Source organism: Niastella koreensis GR20-10 (assembly GCF_000246855.1).
GTDB classification, from domain to species: domain Bacteria; phylum Bacteroidota; class Bacteroidia; order Chitinophagales; family Chitinophagaceae; genus Niastella; species Niastella koreensis.
On the sequence record NC_016609.1, the window covers coordinates 360,681 to 377,641 of the forward strand.

Below are 16,961 nucleotides of genomic sequence, written 5' to 3' on the forward strand. Positions count from 1 at the left end.
ACACCCCGTTTTCAGTTTAAAACAGTGCGCTATCAACTGAAATCACCCTGTTTTCAGTTGAAAACAACAGCGGAATAACTGAAAACACCCCGTTTTCAGTTAGAAATGATACCGCACCAACTGAAATCACCTCATTTTAAATTAAAAACCATCCGGTGCCGGATAAAACAAAGCCCCGACGATACTGTCAGGGCTTACATATTGTGATGAACCGTAACAATTACTGCAGGTTATGAAATACCTTCTGCACGTCGTCGTCCTGTTCAATTTTATCAACCAGTTTCAACACTTCCTGGGCTGCTTCTTCACCCAATTGCACCGTGGTGCCGGGGATCCACTCTACCTCAGCGCTGATTGGCGTAATATTTTTTTCTTCCAGCGCTTTTTGCATGTTGCCGAAGTCGTTGAAAGCCACGCGGATCACCAGTACGGGTTCCCCGTTTTCGCCAGTGCCTTCACCCATTTCTTCCAAACCTGCATCGATGAGTTCCAGTTCCAGGTCGTCCTGGCTCAGGCCTTCCGGTTTCAGTTTGAAAACACCCATTTTTTTGAACTGGAAGCTTACGCTGCCGCTGTTACCCAGGGTGCCGTTTCCTTTATTGAAAATAGCCTTTAAGTTGGCTACGGTGCGCACGTGGTTATCGGTAGCGGTTTCTACCAGAATGGCTACGCCGTTGGGTCCGTATCCTTCGTACAGGATCTCGTCAAAATTCTCCATTTCCTTACCAGAGGCCCGCTTGATGGCTGCTTCCACGCGGTCTTTTGGCATGTTCACGCTCTTGGCGTTCTGAAAACAACGCCTGAGGGCCGGGTTGGTACTGGGATCGGGGCCACCGGCTTTTACTGCAATGGCAATTTCCTTTCCAATACGGGTAAATTGTTTGGCCATCCGGTCCCACCGGGCAAACATCGTGTGTTTACGTACTTCAAATATGCGACCCATATACTCTTTATGGTTTATTTATTGTCTGTGATTGTTTCCGGATACCAGTTTCCAGTTGCAGGGTAAATCCAGGGTTTTTGCTTTCAGCTTATAGCTTGCAGCTGTTTTCCCATTGGGGTGCAAAAATACTGTAATTCAAACAAAACCCCGACGGTACCGCCGGGGTTTGTTTTATAACGAGATATGAAAAATATTACTTATTTCTTTTTGAATAATTTAGCCCCGAATATACCAACATGGAGCAGGGCAAACGCCAATGAAAAGTAGAAAAGGCCATTATCACCTGGTACATCTTCCGGCTTAACATGTTTGGCAATAGCTTCTGCAGCCTCTTTTAATGTCAACACGTGATGTGCATAGGCAATGATTCCCAATACTACGGAAAGAGTTAATCCGCAGATACCACCTATTTTATTACCCTGGGGTATGGTTTCAGGGCTTTTAGAAGATAATATACTGTGGCGCACGCCATAAGCCAGGTAAATATCAAGACCGAGGATCATCCATACGAACAACCGGATCCAGGTATCGAGTGGCAGGAAAACCATCATGAACAAACAGGTAAATACACCCAGGAAAGGCACTAAAGGCACCCATGGTGTTTTGAAGGCACGGGGCGCATTAGGCATTGTTTTACGCATGATAACCACGCCAATACAAACCAGGATAAAGGCAAACAGGGTACCGATACTGGTCATTTCACCAACTACGCGGGCTGGTACAAAGGCGGCAAACAGGCTCACAAAAAACAGGAACAGCAAATTATTTTTAGCGGGCGTGCGGAATTTGGGGTGTACTTCAGAAAACACTTTTGGCATCAGGCCATCTTTACTCATACTGAAGAATACGCGGCTTTGACCCATCAACATCACCAGGATCACCGACATATAACCGGCCAGAATGGCTAATACTATTGCTTTGTTCAACCAGGGATAATCGGCATGTATCACACCGGCTGCATCAGCCTTACCCATGTGGTCGATGGCTACTGCAACTGGCGCAATACCATCCTGACCTCTGAATGTGGTATAGCTGGTTACACCAGTCATAACGTGTGCAAACAGGATATACAGAACGGTACAAATAGCCAGTGAACCGAGGATACCCCAGGGCATGTCTTTTTTGGGGTTCTTGGCCTCCTGGGCGGCTGTACTTACCGCATCGAACCCAATGTAGGCAAAGAACACAATGGCTGCCGCCCGGATAATTCCACTGAAACCAAACTCACCAAAAGTGCCGGTATTTTCAGGAATGTAAGGAGTATAGTTAGCAGTGTTGATATATTTCCAACCCAGGAAAATAAAAATTAATACAACTGTTACTTTCAAGGCAACAATGATAGCGTTGATGGTAGCACTTTCCCTGGTTCCTTTTACCAGCAACAAGCTCATCAGTATTACGACAAAAACGGCAGGAACGTTTATAACACCATGGTCCCAGGGACCGGCTGTCATGGAAACGGGAAGATCGATATTAAACCCGTGCAGGAATTTTACCAGGTAACGGCTCCAGCTAATACTTACAGTAGCTGCGCCCACTGCATATTCCAGCACCAGGTCCCAGCCAATGATCCAGGCCACAAATTCACCCATGGTAGCATATGAATATGTATAAGCACTTCCCGCAACGGGGATCATAGATGAAAATTCTGCATAACATAAACCGGCAAAGGCACAACCCAATGCTGCTACAATGAAGGAGATGGTGATTGCAGGGCCGGCCTGGTTGGCAGCAGCGCCACCGGTAATGGAGAATAAACCGGCACCAATAATAGCGCCAATACCCAACGCTACAAGAGCCCAGGCGCCCAGTGTCTTTTTAAGGGTGTGTCCACTGGAGTCCTTTGCTTCATTCAATAATGAATCCAACGGTTTCTTTACAAATAAACTCATAAGAGCGAGTTAGAATTTTTTTGATGAATAGTATTTCTTAAAATCATGTATAATGACCGAAAGATAAGGATTTATTAAAATTACCGGCCAAAAGATATCTTAATACTCTCCCCAAAATAGGGGGTAAAAGATAAAATGATCTAACAAATTGGTTTATACATTTAATATTATATTGCACCCTATTACTTTTTAACCAAACTACATGAAGAAAAACCGGCTCACGCTTTATATCCTGATAGCTATGGCTGCGGGTATTATTGTGGGTTATTTGATGCACGAGGCAGGAAATGGGCACAAAATAACCTATTCCCCTGCTAAAGATTACATAGGCAAAGACGCCATTACCCTGGTTGTGTCGGGGAAAGAAGTGGTGCAGGCGATTGAAGTTGTTAAAGATTCGGCCAGCTATCGTGAAACAAAAGCGGCGCCCGGCACCTGGGTGGTAGTAGCCAATACCAGCGATGCATATGAAATTGATAAGGAGTTAACACTTAACAGAATTGAAGTTGGGCCTGCTCATGGCACTGCAACCATAAAAGCTATTCAGTCGTTCAGTGATAATATTAAGTTATTGACTACTATTTTCCTGCGACTGGTTCAAATGATTATAGCGCCACTTGTATTTTGTACGCTGGTGGTGGGCATTGCCAAACTGGGAGATCTTAAAACGGTGGGCCGGGTAGGCGGTAAAGCGTTGTTGTGGTTTGTTTCCGCCTCATTGATGAGTTTGCTTATTGGTATGCTTATCGTAAACCTGTCGAAACCAGGGAGCGCTATTTCGGGTATGGAAGACGCTGCAGGTGCCAAGGACCTGATTGGTAAAACCCAGGAATTTTCTTTGGCTAAATTTGTGGAGCACGTATTCCCGAAAAGTGTGATAGAGGCTATGGCTTCCAATGAAATACTGCAGATCGTGATCTTCAGTATTTTTTTTGGTGTGGCCATGTCGGCACTGGGAGATATGACCAAACCCGTGGTGAAAGCATTGGATGCCGTTGCTCACGTTATTTTAAAAATGGTGGGGTATGTAATGAACTTTGCTCCCCTGGGCGTGTTTGGCGCCATTGCGGCGGTAATTGCCACCAAGGGACTGGAAGTGTTCATTTTCTATGGCAAATACCTGCTGTTCTTTTTAATAGGAATTCTTTTATTGTGGGCGGTTTTATTATCTGTAGGCTATCTGATCCTGGGAAATCGCGTAGTGCATTTGTTGAAAAGAATTGCCTCGCCCATGCTCATCGCTTTCAGTACTACCAGCAGTGAGGCCGTTTTTCCCAAGCTCACTGAAGAACTGGAACGCTTTGGCTGTAAGGATAAAATAGTTTCTTTCATTTTACCATTGGGGTACAGTTTCAACCTGGATGGTAGCATGATGTACATGACCTTTGCCAGTTTGGCCATTGCCCAGGCTTCGGGTATCCATCTGGATCTGGGTACGCAATTAACGATGTTGATTGTATTGATGTTGACGAGCAAAGGAATTGCGGGGGTGCCACGCGCATCACTGGTGGTGGTTACGGCAACCTGCGCCATGTTTAAAATACCACCGGAGGGTGTAGCGTTAATATTACCGATCGATCATTTTTGCGATATGTTCCGTACCATGACGAATGTAGTGGGCAATGCACTGGCAACAACGGTAGTGAGTAAATGGGAGGGAGAACTGAAACCGGAAATGGTACAAACAGAACAGGTATTGATAAAAGATTAAGCGAAAACTAATAACCTTTTTCATCAAATTATTTATGTTAAAACGACTGATATTTTTATTGTTGGCTGTGTTGACTGTATCCGTAGCTATGGCACAGCAACAAATAAGAATTCAAATAACCAATCAGTATGAAACACCGGTTAGTAAAATAACCGTATCAGCTGGTGGGCAGTCTGCAGACTATACAACCGATAAAATGGGTTTTACCACCATCACTGCAAACCCGGCCGAAACAATTACCATTACCAGCCAGTATCACGATGCGCTTACCGTGCCAGCCGGTACTTTAAAAAATGACGGTGTAATTACCCTGCATAAATCATTTATCTGGAAAGACCTCGTGAACCCTATGTTCTACATAGTATACGGTGGTCTGTTCCTGATCCTGTTTATCATCTTCGCCGAAACAGGTTTATTTGTAGGCTTCTTCTTACCAGGCGATAGCCTGTTGTTTGTAGCTGGTATCTACAGCGCCAATTTGGCCGAGGACCTGTTTAAAAAACTGGGAATGGGCGGTGTACATAATGAAGGGCTCGATCTTTTTGTACTGATCGCTCTGGTGTCCCTGGCAGGTATTCTGGGAAATACCATTGGCTACTGGACGGGTAAAAAGATCGGTCCCACCATGTTCCACTGGCGCGACAGGTTCCTGTTCAAGAAAAAATATTTATACGATGCGCATGAGTTTTATGAAAAGCATGGTGGCGGCGCTATTGTATTTGCCCGTTTCCTTCCTATCATAAGAACCTTTGCGCCTATTGTAGCCGGTATTGTGGATATGGATAAAAAGAAGTTCTCCTTCTTTAACATGATAGGCTGTGTTGCCTGGGTATTCAGTATGATCATTGCCGGGCACTTTCTGCAAAAATGGATCTTCACCCAATTTAATTTCGACCTGAAGAAAAACCTCGAATATATTGTAGTAGGCATAGTAATCGTAACGACTGCGCCTGTGATCATTAAATTATTTTTCGGAAAAAAGAAGGTTTCTCAACCGCCAACTAAATAATCCAATGCAAGCAAAACCAGTATCTGTTTTTAGCCTGGCAGTATTTGTAGCTGCGCTGGGCTACTTTGTAGACATTTATGATCTGTTACTCTTTAGTATTATTCGCGTTCCTTCATTAAAGGACCTGGGTCTTACCCCGGATCATATTGCTTCAGACGGTCTGTTCATCATTAATATTCAAATGGCCGGTTTGCTCATCGGTGGGATCCTGTGGGGCATCCTGGGCGATAAGAAGGGCAGATTGAAAGTATTGTTCGCTTCCATCATTTTATATTCACTGGGTAATATTGCCAACGGTTTTGTACAAACGGTTAACCAGTATGCAGCCGTTCGGTTCCTGACCGGTGTGGGCCTGGCAGGTGAATTAGGCGCTGGTATTACGCTGGTAAGTGAATTGTTGCCCAAGGAAAAAAGAGGGATTGGTACCTCTCTGGTAGCCGGTGTTGGACTGACCGGCGCGGTGGTTGCTTTCTTTTTCAGAGAAAACTTTCATTGGCGCACCTGTTATTTCATCGGTGGCGGCCTGGGCTTTTTGTTGCTGATGTTGCGGGTAGGTGTATTGGAATCAGGTATGTTTAAAGACATTCAGCACAGCGGGGTAAAGAAGGGAAATTTTTTCATGTTGATTAATAACGGCAAACGGTTAAAAAAATACCTCTGTAGTATTTTGATCGGACTGCCTACCTGGTATGTGATCGGTATCCTTGTCAGCTTTTCAAAAGAATTTGGGGAAAAGATGGGTGTTATAGGCGCCGTTGACCCGGGTAAAGCTGTAATGTTTGCCTATGCCGCTATCTCAATCGGCGATATTGCCGTTGGTTTTGTAAGCCAGGCGCTGAGAAGCCGTAAAAAGGCCCTGTATATTTTTTATGGAATTACTGCTGTTGGCATTGTGTGGTTCTTTAATTTAAAAGGTCAACCGGTGAACAGCCTGTACGCCGCCAGCGCGGTGTTAGGTTTTGGGACCGGTTTCTGGGCCATCTTTGTTACCATGGCTGCCGAGCAATTTGGCACCAACATCAGGGCCACTGCTGCTACCACTGTTCCCAATATGGTACGCGGCGCTTTGATCCTGATCTCTATCCTGTTCACCTCGCTGCAGCCTTCGGCCGGCTATGTAAACGCCGGGTTGATCACTGGTATAATAGCAATGGTTATTGGTTTGGGTTCAGCAATATTAACAGAAGAAACGTTTCATAAAGATCTTAACTACGTAGAGGAGTGATCCCGGGTTTGAAGTATGAAAATTCTTATCATCAGATTTAGTTCCATTGGGGACATTGTTTTAACAACGCCTGTTGTCCGTTGCCTGAAAAAACAGTTGCCGGAGGCTGAGGTGCATTATCTTACCAAAGCCAGTTTCAGGGCGGTGTTGGAAGCAAATCCCTATATAGATAAATTACATTACCTGCAGGACGACCTGCAGGTAATTATTCCGGCCTTACAGGCCGAGAATTTCGATTATGTGATCGATCTGCATCACAACCTGCGCACTATGCGGGTGAAAAAAGCCCTGGGTAAAAAGGCGTTCTCCTTTAATAAGCTCAACATTCAGAAGTTTATTTACACGGCCATCAAACTGAATGTATTACCCGATGTGCATATTGTAGACCGTTATATGCAAACCGTGGAATCGCTGGGCGTAAAGAACGATGGCCGCGGGCTGGATTATTTTATTCCCGATACCGATAAGGTAAAAGAAAGCGATATCCCCGGCGGGCACCTGGCCGGTTATATCGGCGTGGTGATTGGGGCCGCCCTCAATACCAAAAAATTACCTCTACACAAATTAAAAGAGTTGTGTGGCGCTATAGAGCACCCCATTATATTATTGGGTGGTAAAGAGGACCGCGAAGCTGGTGAACAAATTGCCAGTGTTGATCCGCATAAGATCTATAACTCCTGCGGCAAGTTCAATATCAACGAATCGGCCGACCTGGTACGGCGCGCTAAACTGATCATCACCCATGATACCGGGTTAATGCATATTGCATCTGCATTTAAAAAGCAGGTGATCTCCATCTGGGGTAATACAGTGCCACAGTTTGGCATGTATCCCTATTACGGCGCCCTGTCACCGCAAACACCCAAAGACAAATTACCCTATGACATCATGGAGGTTCGGCCCCTGTATTGCCGTCCCTGTTCCAAAATAGGGTATAATAAATGTCCGCTCGAGCATTTTAAATGCATGGAGAAGATCCAGATAAGTGAAATTGTTGAAAGAGTGAATTCCCGTCTTAATAAGTAACTTTTAACAGGCAATATGCAATAGACAATTGGCAAAGCAAGTCATTGTCTATTGAATGGCGACTAATTTACTCTTCCAGGCCTCTGGTATCTCATTAATATCGTAAATATGGAGCTGGGGTTCCCGTTGCGTAACGTTTTTTGTTTTGCTATCTACTTCCAGCTTTTCATACACATCCAGCTGGTTTATCCGGTACATAGCACCGGTAGCCGGGTCAACCACCAGGAAACCAATTGTCTGGAAATAAAAGATATTCCCAAAATACCAGCCATTCAATGTGGCTCGGATCTCTACCGTTCTTGAAACATATCCTTTCTTGCTGATCGTGATCTCATATATTTCTCTGCGAAAGTAGCCGCTGCCCGATTTAAGCCTTACCAGGGCAGGCGTTTCCCCGGTAAAAATTTGTTCACCCCGGCGATTGGTAATGGTAATATTGGCGTCGCGGGGGTAACTATCAATGGTAACGGGATATTTGGTCTTACTCACAATCGTAGCACAGGATGATAGTACAAGAAACAGGGCGGCAGTTACCAGGGTTTTGGTTAAATACATATCGGTTGAATTAAGGGTGCAACAAAATAGACAGAAATAATGAAGACAGCCGTGGCCCGAAGAAACTAAAGAAAAGTTAAGGTCAACTGATTATGTAGTATGCTTGTTGTGAAGGAATTTTATATGCTGATTTCCATTAATTCATCCTGCTTTTGGCCAGGGTTTCCAGTTTGGAGGCTATCAGTTTCTTTTCGGGCAGGGATGTGGTTAAGGCCAGCGCCTGTTGCAGAAATTTGCCGGCGTTGTGTTCATCGGCCAGTTGCAGGTATAATTCGCCCAGTACCAAACTGAAAATATAATGGGAGCTGATAAGTTGCTCAATGGTCTCTATTTGCCAGATCTCCTTCAGGGCTGCATCTGTTTCATTTAATTGCCACAGTACAATAGCCCTGTTTAAGATAACCAGCGGCGTGCGTTTCTGTTCCAGCAGCATGTCGTACAACTGCAGCATGCGTTGCCAGTTGGTGGCTGCAAAAGACCCGGCCAGGCAGTGTTCTGCGGCAATAGCCGATTCAAGGTGGTAAACAGACAGTTCCTCGCCCTGTGATGACAGGTTCAGGTATTCATATCCTTTCTGAATAAGCGCTTTGTTCCAGGTATTCCTGTCCTGGTGTTGTAACAGAATAATGGAATTGTTTTCGTCGATGCGGCTTTCGAACCGGGATGCCTGAAAGCACATCAGGGAGAACAAAGCGAAAGTGATAGGTTGTTTACCGGCCCGGTGTTCTGCCAGTAACAGGCAAAGCCGCATGGCTTCAACACACAGCTCTTTGCGGATCACTTCATTGGGCTGCTGCGACTTATAGCCTTCATTAAAAAGCAGGTACAACACGGTATACACCATATGAAGCCTGCTGTATAAATCGCCGCCCGAAGGAATATCCAGCGAAATACTGTTATCTTTTAAAAACTGTTTGGCCCGGTATAAACGTTTTTGAATAACGGCCTCATTGGTAAGCAGGGCATGCGCAATTTCGGTTACGCCAAAACCCGAAACGGTTTTTAAGGTGAGTGCTACCTGGTCTTCCTCTTTTAAGGAGGGATGACAACAGGCAAAGATCATCCGCAGCTGGCTGTCGGCGATTTCTGTTTCGGAGAAAAATTGTTGTACGGTGTTTTCCGCTTCCTGTTGCAGTTCGGCAGCCAGCTCGCGGGAGTATTGTTTAAAATGCTGCTGGCGGCGGATAATGTCAATAGCCCGGTTGCGGGCAACCTGCATCAGCCAGCCTGCCGGGTTTTCGGGCAGTTGCTGAAAGGTCCAGGTATGCATGGCGCGCAAAAAAGATTCCTGCACTACATCTTCAATCATTTCCAGGTTGTGCATGCCGAAGATGCGGGTAAGCACAGCGATCATCTTTCCCGCCTGGTGCCGGAAAAGATGATCGACTAATTGTGCTACGCCTTTCTGTTCCTGTTCTGACATAATTTAACTGTGCGACGCCATCATTTCTTCCACTTTCATTACTTCACGTACTTCAACAATTCCGCCTAGCGGAAGATCGGGGCATCCTTTGGCAACTTCTGTTGCTTCATTCAGGTTAGCGGCCCTGATGATAAAGAAACCGCCTACCAGTTCTTTACTTTCAGTAAATGGCCCGTCGGTAACCAGCAGTTTGGCGCCGCCTTTTACCGTTTTACCTTCCGGTGTCAAGGGCTCGCCGGCCACATACATATTTTTAGCTTTCAGTTCGTCAATCCAGGTCATCCATTTCTGCATGTGTTGCTGCATTTGTTCGGCAGAGAAAGCATATTGATCCATGGCGCCCCGGAAAATGAACATAAAATCTTTCATAATGGTAAATTTTAAAGATTACAGATATAAGTTACCGGTTAATGACGAATAGGAGGGAAAAGACAGGACAGGATTGGTAAAAATATTTATGAAAAGGGTAAAGTGAGGGTATAAAGTTAACCAGTTAACCAGTTGACGGGTTAACAAGTTTACTGGTTGACGAGTTAACATGTTAACTCGTCAACCAGTAAAAAAGAGGCTTGGTAAAAATAAGTAGGAAGTCAAATTCCCCCTTCCGCCAGCTGGCGGAGAGCCGGGGGAGGCTCAATTATCTTATAAAGACTTTCTGCACAAAATTCCTTTGCGGGTCCTGACCCAGCAGGCGTACATAACAAATACCTTCGGTCTGAGGGTTTAAGGAGATATCTGTTCTGCCCGTTTTGCCGCTTAACAACTGGGTTTGTAAGATCATTCCCTGGCTGTTTACTACCTGGGCCGACTTGTAAGAATCGTTCAGGTAAAGGGTTACCACCCCGGCATTTACTATTGTAGGGAATACATAATTCTGGGTAGAACCGGTCGCCGCCAGTTTAAATACAGGAGTGTAATCGTACCGGTCATTCTCGTCAGTTGTGCGGATGCGATAAAACAGCAGGTCGCGCACATTTACCGGGTAATGCCTGAATGTGTAAACCTTTCCAGTCAGGTCTTTCCCAACAGGCAGAACGCCCACCCGTTGAAAATTGATGCCATCTGAGCTGAATTCTATTTCATACATTTTGAGATTACCGGGCTCCCAGGTACTGCGCCATTGTAATACAATACCGTCATTATTGGAAGGGGTAATAACCAGGTCACGCATTTCAACCGGTTTGGGCAGTTCGGTCATGCTGTTATTGCCTTCGTATACGAATTTTGTTTTTTGGCGAAAATCAATGTACTCATTGGGAATAACCTTCCCCGGATCAACCGGAACAAAATCAGCGGAGGTGTTTCTGGCAGCAGTTTGCGCATTTACAGGGTTCCTCACTGTTAGGCTACTTATCAGTAAAATAACTGTAAAACAAACTGTTCTGCCGACTATAGAGTATACATACGTCATATTACACACATTTAGCGGTTAAGAAGGAATAATACGCAGTCGCTGGCAGGTAGTGGCTGTAAATAATCTTCTTCAAAATTAATGCCCGGCAGAATAGGTTGGGCTTAACGAGATGTTATTGGGGCACCAGGTTGGAGGCAGGGGCTGGGAAGTAAGAGGTAAGAAGCAGGAGGTAAATAAAAAAAGTATGAAGTTGGAATGGTTCGAGTATTCCTGCTTCATACTTCTTACTTCAAAATTTCTTATTTCAATTACAGCGTTTTCAGCACATCGTTCATGCTTCTAACGGCATCAGCGCTCTTGTTAAAGAGGGCCTGCTCGTCGGCATTTAAACCAAAATCAACAATCTTTTCCCATCCGCTTTTACCGATGATAACTGGTACTCCAAGACAAATATCTTTTTGACCGTATTCGCCGTTCAATGATACGCAGCAGGTAAATAATTTTTTCTGATCGCGTACAATGCTTTCAACCAGGGCTGCTCCGGCTGCACCAGGTGCATACCAGGCACTGGTGCCAATCAGTTTGGTAAGGGTGGCACCGCCTACCATGGTATCGGCAACTATTTGTTTTTGTTGTTCTTCGCTCAGGAATTTGGTAACAGGCGCGCTGTTCCAGGTGGCCTGGCGAATAAGCGGGATCATGGTTGTATCACCGTGGCCGCCAACTACCACTGCATTCAGATCGGCAGGGCTGCAACCCAGGTGCTGGCTCAGTTGATATTTAAAACGGGCGCTATCGAGCGTACCACCCATACCAATGATCCTGTTCTTTGGCAAACCGGTAGCGGTTAAAGCCAGGTAGGTCATGGTATCCATGGGGTTACTGATAACAATGATGATGGCGTTGGGGGAGTGTTTCAGAATGTTTTCAGCAACGCCTCTAACAATACCGGCATTGGTGCCAATCAGTTCTTCACGGGTCATTCCCGGTTTGCGGGGTAAACCCGATGTAATTACAACTACGTCACTGCCGGCAGTTTTGCTGTAATCATTGGTACTGCCAACGATGCGGGTATCAAAGCCCAATAATGCAGCTGTTTGCATCATATCCTGGGCCTTACCTTCGGCCAGACCTTCTTTAATATCCAATAATACCAGTTCCTGTGCCAGTTCGGCCCGGGCGATATTATCAGCGCAAGTAGCACCTACTGCACCGGCGCCTACAACAGTTACTTTCATCAGAAAAAAATTTAAGGTGTTGAGCTAATGTTTGCGCAAAAATAGGCTCGATTGAAGAATATTTACTTTTTATTTATCGCGCAATTGGCCAAATGAAGCCAATAAGTTATTGCTAATCTCTCTTCGTAAAAGCAGCCAGTACCTTACTTACATCCACATTACCCTCGAAGGTGGTAATAAGCTCGCCCTTTTTATCATAGAGCGCCTGAAACGGCAGACTTTTTATTTTGTAGAAAGGCGGCATAAAGAATTTGATATCCCGGCCCATTTTAATGTTCGAATATTCAGCAATCTTATGCTCATTGTAGAAGTCAACCATTTCATTGAATGGCTGATAAGTTACCATTACGATCTGGTATTTCTTCAGCTCTTTCATGTTCTTTTCCATATCGGCCCACTGGTGTTTACAATGGTCGCAATCGGGACTGAAATACATAATAAGGGTTGGCTGATGATGTTTCAGTTGGTCCTTGGTTAAATTGGTACTGTCACTCTGCAAAATGGTAAATGGCGGAATGCTGGGGAACCGTTTGTACGACGGGCTGTCGGGTGGTAAGGTTTGTGCGGATGCCAGTTTCACTGTAAATGCCAGAATAAGCAATAAAAGCCGGTTTTTCATTTGTCAAAAATTTGCTGGTGTTAAGCACCCGCAGGGCGGGTACGGGAATTCCTCCCAAAAATAACCTTTCCTGCGATAAAATTATCCTTCAAAAATAACAGGAAATGAACAGGATAGCCAGGGGCTGGTAGCATTTAACAAAAAAGATTTGGCATTATTTACGGAAAAACCGTAGGTTTACGAAAAGTTCGTAGATGGAAAAATTAACCACGCAGGAAGAACAGGCCATGCAGGCAATATGGAAAACAGGGGAAGGCAACATAAAACTGTTTCTTGAAAATATGGAAATGCCCCAACCGCCATATACCACGCTGGCGTCAACAGTAAAAAACCTGGAGAAAAAAGGTTTGCTGGAAGCCCGGTTGGTGGGCAACACCTACTTATATAAACCTGCCATTTCTGAAGAAGAATACAAGAAGCATTTTATGAGCGGGGTGGTGAAGGACTATTTTGACAACTCTTACAAGCAACTGGTAAACTTTTTCGTAGAGCAGAAGAAGTTGAGTTCGAAGGAACTGAAAGATATTATTGAGATGATTGAGAAAGGGGGGAAGAAGTAATTTTCAAATTATTCCAAAAGAAGCACTATGCTACAATACCTGCTTAAATTAACGATAAGCCTCTCCATAGTATACCTGTTCTATCAGTTATTACTGCGCCGGCTTACTTTTTATAACTGGAACCGCTGGTACCTGCTGATCTATTCCCTGGTATGTTTTATAATACCTTTTATAAATGTATTCACCTTTATTGTGGGGCGGCCTGCCTTGCGCGAACTGGCCATTGTAAATTATATTCCGGCCATTACGCAAATAGCGCCCGGTAATACAGCTTCGGTTGGTATTAACTGGTGGCTGGTAACCGGTGTTGTTTTTATTATGGGCATCCTGGTAATGGCAGCGCGGTTAGGCATGCAGTGTTATTCCTTATTCAAAATGCGTTCAACTGCGGTTTTGCTGTATGATAATAAGGTAAAGCTGTACCACATAGATGCGCCGGTAATGCCTTTTTCCTATGGCCGCGGCATTTATGTAAACCAGTACCAGCACAGTGAGCATGAGTTAAAAGAGATCATCCGCCACGAATTCATTCATGTAAAACAACGGCACTCGCTGGATATTATCTGGAGTGAACTGTTGTGCATCCTGAACTGGTATAACCCGTTTGCGTGGTTACTACGGCATGATATACGTCAGAACCTGGAATTTCTTGCCGATCAGCAGGTGTTGCAAACCGGGTTGGACCGTAAGCAATACCAGTACCTGCTGTTAAAAGTTATTGGAGTCAATTCATTTAGTATAGCCAACAATTTCAATTTTTCATCACTCAAAAAAAGAATAGCCATGATGAACAAAGCGCAAAGTGCCCGCGTGCACCTGATCAGGTTCCTGTTTTTGCTACCCTTGCTGGTAGTGGTACTGCTGGCTTTCCGCAATACCACCCAAATACATCGCCAGGCAATGCGTACGCTGGTAACCGATACCATCCCAACTGCTGAAAAAATGCCGCCGGGTTGGCTGAACATGGAATCCATTGATGTAAATAACAGTAAGGTTACGGTACGATTAAAAGACAAAAAGGTAGAAACATACGACCTGAGTAATACCAGGGAAAGACAGGTATTTGAAAAGAAATATGGGCCACTGCCAACACCGCCACCACCGCCCCCGCCACCAGTTTTGAGGGCTGACGTTGATGTAAAAGAAGCACCGGAAGTGCCTGAAAAACCCGAAGTGCGGGAAGCACCTGAAAAGCCGGAAGCTCCGGAAGCCCCTGAAGTCCCCACAAAATTAGCGCTTACGGTGGCGCCAAAAGAGCCGCAGGTGCTGGCCTTAACACCCGTTCCTCCGCCACCGCCGCCCAACAATCCGGAATTGTTGAACCTAACGCCGGTTCCGCCCCCGCCACCACCGGTTCCTGCACAGGATTGCTACAATCAAAAAGGTTTTTGTATCACCGTTGTTGATAATCGTGGCGAGGCTACGGTAATCGTTAAAGACAAAAGCAATAAAATAGTGCTGGCTGTTTCACTGGCAGACTGGAACAAAGACAAACAGGAAAATGAAGAAAAATACGGTGAAGTGTCCACTCACCAGATCATGCTGTTGCCAAAAACAGTAATGGGGTATAAGAAAGATCATGTATCCGTAAAACCGGCTACCGTAGTTAAAGACGACCAGGTGACGGAGGTTGTTGTCGCAAACTCCATGAAAATGATGGAAGGTCAAACCAAAAAAGTAGTGGCAACGCCCAGTAACGGGTACATGTTGGTACGGAACGGGCGCCCTGTTCATACTGTTAAACTGGCCGTTCAACCTGCAACTGTTACAGATACAAAGGTGGCTACAGTAACAGAAGTAGCCATCGTTGACGACGGATATTCTCTGAGATCGAATAGCAAGCCTGTATACAGTGGCGCCACCCAGGCTAAATTGGCCGCGGAAGCAAAAGCAGCCATTGAAGCCAAGGTTAAGGTGGAGGCAGAAATCAAAGAAGCTACCGCTGTTAAAATTAAAGCCGAGGCTGCGGAAGCCGCGAAGCCCCGACCAGCCGTCAGCGTAAAAACCGGGGCAAAACCCCGGGAAGCCGCGGACCCCAAACCAGCCGCCCCGTCAAAAGAACAGGAATAGCGCATTTTGCCACCTGCCAATTTTGCCATAATTTTGCCACCTCTTTTTAGAATTGGTACCTGTTTTTTGACTTTTGAAATTTTTATCATTTATGGCAAATACCTCAGATATCAGCCGCGGCATGATCATCAAATTGGATGGAAGTTTATACACAGTGGTTGAATTTGGCGAAAATAAAACTGCCCGGGCTGCTGCCAAGGTATGGGCAAAATTGAAAGGCGTTGACAACAGCCGCAGTATTGAAAAAACCTGGAACAGCGGTGATACCATTCATCCCGTTCGCGTTGAACGCAAAACCTTCCAGTTCCTGTACAAGGACGATACCGGTTACAATTTCATGGATAGTGAAACTTTTGAGCAGGTAGCCCTTGCTGAGAACCTGGTAGATGCGCCCCAGTTCCTGAAAGACGGCCAGGAAGTTTCTGTACTCATCAATACCGAAACCGAGCAACCGATGAGCGTGGAACTGCCCGATAAAATTGTAGTGAAAGTTACTTACAGTGAGCCTGGCGTTAAAGGCGATACTGCTACCCGCACCCTGAAGCAAGCCACTGTTGAAACCGGCGCTACCGTAAACGTACCGCTGTTTGTAAACGAAGGCGAACTGATTCGTATAAATACGAAGACCGGGGAATATGTTGAAAGAGTAAAAGAATAATACTAAAACTTACGTTATACCGGGACAATGGAACTAAAAAATCCATTGTCCTCTTTTTTTGGGTATTACCGAGCCGGTAACATAAAAAAACGGTTTTGGATATATTTAGAGTCTAATCCTTATCTTAGCCGCCTGTTATACAGGACTTAAACGACAAACTAAAATTTTTAACAGATGGATTTTAAACAAATTCAGGAGTTGATCAAGATGATCAACAAATCTAATATTGGGGAAGTGACGATTGAAGAAAAGGGATTTAAATTAACCATCAAGCAAAAAGAAGAACCGGTTCAAAATGTCATTGCAGCTCCTGTACATACTCCTATGATGACTGCTATGCCACAAGCTGCGGTTGCACAACCTGCTGCACAGGCAACTGCCTCCGCTGCAGATAAAGCAAAAGCTGCCGATGCGGTTGCTGACAATTTGCTCACTATTAAGAGCCCGATGATCGGTACCTTCTACCGTAGCTCTGCACCTGGTAAACCTGCCTTTGTAGAAATAGGTGATGAAGTTTCTCCCGGTAAAGCGGTTTGCATTATCGAAGCCATGAAACTCTTTAATGAGATCGAAAGCGAAGTAAAAGGCCGTATTGTGAAAGTACTGGTTGAAGATGCTTCTCCGGTAGAATACGACCAACCGTTATTCCTCGTAGAACCAGCTTAATCTTAATTAGCT

The 16,961-nt window shown here is 45.0% G+C and carries 16 protein-coding genes; 8 read left to right on the forward strand and 8 right to left on the reverse strand.

The genetic code is table 11. The features are described 5' to 3' along the window. Positions 1–220 precede the first annotated feature (220 nt). Together NIAKO_RS01455 and NIAKO_RS01460 are read right to left on the reverse strand one after the other, a co-directional pair. Positions 221–943 carry a YebC/PmpR family DNA-binding transcriptional regulator gene (locus NIAKO_RS01455; RefSeq protein ID WP_014216606.1) on the reverse strand — a complete coding sequence of 241 codons (723 nt, stop codon included), beginning with the start codon at positions 941–943 and terminating at the stop codon, positions 221–223. A 197-nt stretch (positions 944–1,140) separates the two neighbouring features. Then, positions 1,141–2,835 (reverse strand): amino acid permease, encoded by a 1,695-nt coding sequence (locus tag NIAKO_RS01460; protein ID WP_014216607.1) that lies wholly within the window; start codon positions 2,833–2,835, stop codon positions 1,141–1,143. Between the two features lie 202 nt (positions 2,836–3,037). Here NIAKO_RS01460 and NIAKO_RS01465 point away from each other — a divergent pair, with 202 nt between their 5' ends. From NIAKO_RS01465 to NIAKO_RS01480, 4 genes are read left to right on the forward strand one after another with little or no spacing between them, the layout of a single operon-like run. Next, a complete protein-coding gene (locus NIAKO_RS01465) occupies positions 3,038–4,546 on the forward strand; it encodes a dicarboxylate/amino acid:cation symporter (RefSeq protein WP_014216608.1) in 1,509 nt (502 codons plus the stop codon). A gap of 34 nt (positions 4,547–4,580) precedes the next feature. After that, positions 4,581–5,555, forward strand: a complete 975-nt coding sequence (locus tag NIAKO_RS01470) for a DedA family protein (RefSeq protein ID WP_014216609.1) — start codon at positions 4,581–4,583, stop codon at positions 5,553–5,555. Between the two features lie 4 nt (positions 5,556–5,559). After that, entirely contained in the window at positions 5,560–6,780 is a 1,221-nt protein-coding gene (locus NIAKO_RS01475) for an MFS transporter (protein ID WP_014216610.1), read from the forward strand. 15 nt (positions 6,781–6,795) lie between these two features. Further along, a complete protein-coding gene (locus NIAKO_RS01480) occupies positions 6,796–7,806 on the forward strand; it encodes a glycosyltransferase family 9 protein (protein WP_014216611.1) in 1,011 nt (336 codons plus the stop codon). A gap of 48 nt (positions 7,807–7,854) precedes the next feature. On the opposite strand, the gene NIAKO_RS01485 is transcribed toward NIAKO_RS01480, so the two are convergent. The 6 genes from NIAKO_RS01485 to NIAKO_RS01510 form a co-directional block, all read right to left on the reverse strand. After that, positions 7,855–8,361, reverse strand: a complete 507-nt coding sequence (locus tag NIAKO_RS01485; protein ID WP_014216612.1) for a hypothetical protein — start codon at positions 8,359–8,361, stop codon at positions 7,855–7,857. A 136-nt stretch (positions 8,362–8,497) separates the two neighbouring features. Further along, positions 8,498–9,784, reverse strand: coding sequence for an RNA polymerase sigma factor (locus NIAKO_RS01490; RefSeq protein WP_014216613.1), 1,287 nt, complete (start codon positions 9,782–9,784; stop codon positions 8,498–8,500). A 3-nt stretch (positions 9,785–9,787) separates the two neighbouring features. After that, positions 9,788–10,153, reverse strand: a complete 366-nt coding sequence (locus NIAKO_RS01495; RefSeq protein WP_014216614.1) for a YciI family protein — start codon at positions 10,151–10,153, stop codon at positions 9,788–9,790. A gap of 268 nt (positions 10,154–10,421) precedes the next feature. Continuing rightward, on the reverse strand, positions 10,422–11,123 hold the full coding sequence (locus tag NIAKO_RS01500) for a discoidin domain-containing protein (protein WP_041346196.1): 702 nt from the start codon (positions 11,121–11,123) through the stop codon (positions 10,422–10,424). 323 nt (positions 11,124–11,446) lie between these two features. Further along, positions 11,447–12,376: a malate dehydrogenase gene (gene mdh / locus NIAKO_RS01505; protein WP_014216616.1), complete on the reverse strand. Its 930-nt coding sequence runs from the start codon at positions 12,374–12,376 to the stop codon at positions 11,447–11,449. A gap of 112 nt (positions 12,377–12,488) precedes the next feature. Next, positions 12,489–12,995 carry a TlpA family protein disulfide reductase gene (locus NIAKO_RS01510; RefSeq protein ID WP_014216617.1) on the reverse strand — a complete coding sequence of 169 codons (507 nt, stop codon included), beginning with the start codon at positions 12,993–12,995 and terminating at the stop codon, positions 12,489–12,491. A 194-nt stretch (positions 12,996–13,189) separates the two neighbouring features. Between NIAKO_RS01510 and NIAKO_RS01515 the strand changes: the two genes are divergently transcribed. From NIAKO_RS01515 to accB, 4 genes are all read left to right on the forward strand, one after another. After that, positions 13,190–13,555: a BlaI/MecI/CopY family transcriptional regulator gene (locus NIAKO_RS01515; protein ID WP_014216618.1), complete on the forward strand. Its 366-nt coding sequence runs from the start codon at positions 13,190–13,192 to the stop codon at positions 13,553–13,555. Between the two features lie 27 nt (positions 13,556–13,582). Next, the gene (locus NIAKO_RS36295) at positions 13,583–15,625 is read left to right on the forward strand and encodes a M56 family metallopeptidase (RefSeq protein WP_014216619.1); all 2,043 of its coding nucleotides are present in this window, start codon (positions 13,583–13,585) and stop codon (positions 15,623–15,625) included. Positions 15,626–15,716: 91 nt separating this feature from the next. Further along, positions 15,717–16,283 (forward strand): elongation factor P, encoded by a 567-nt coding sequence (gene efp, locus NIAKO_RS01525; protein ID WP_014216620.1) that lies wholly within the window; start codon positions 15,717–15,719, stop codon positions 16,281–16,283. A 174-nt stretch (positions 16,284–16,457) separates the two neighbouring features. Continuing rightward, positions 16,458–16,949 (forward strand): acetyl-CoA carboxylase biotin carboxyl carrier protein, encoded by a 492-nt coding sequence (accB, locus tag NIAKO_RS01530; RefSeq protein WP_014216621.1) that lies wholly within the window; start codon positions 16,458–16,460, stop codon positions 16,947–16,949. The last annotated feature ends 12 nt before the right edge of the window (positions 16,950–16,961 follow it).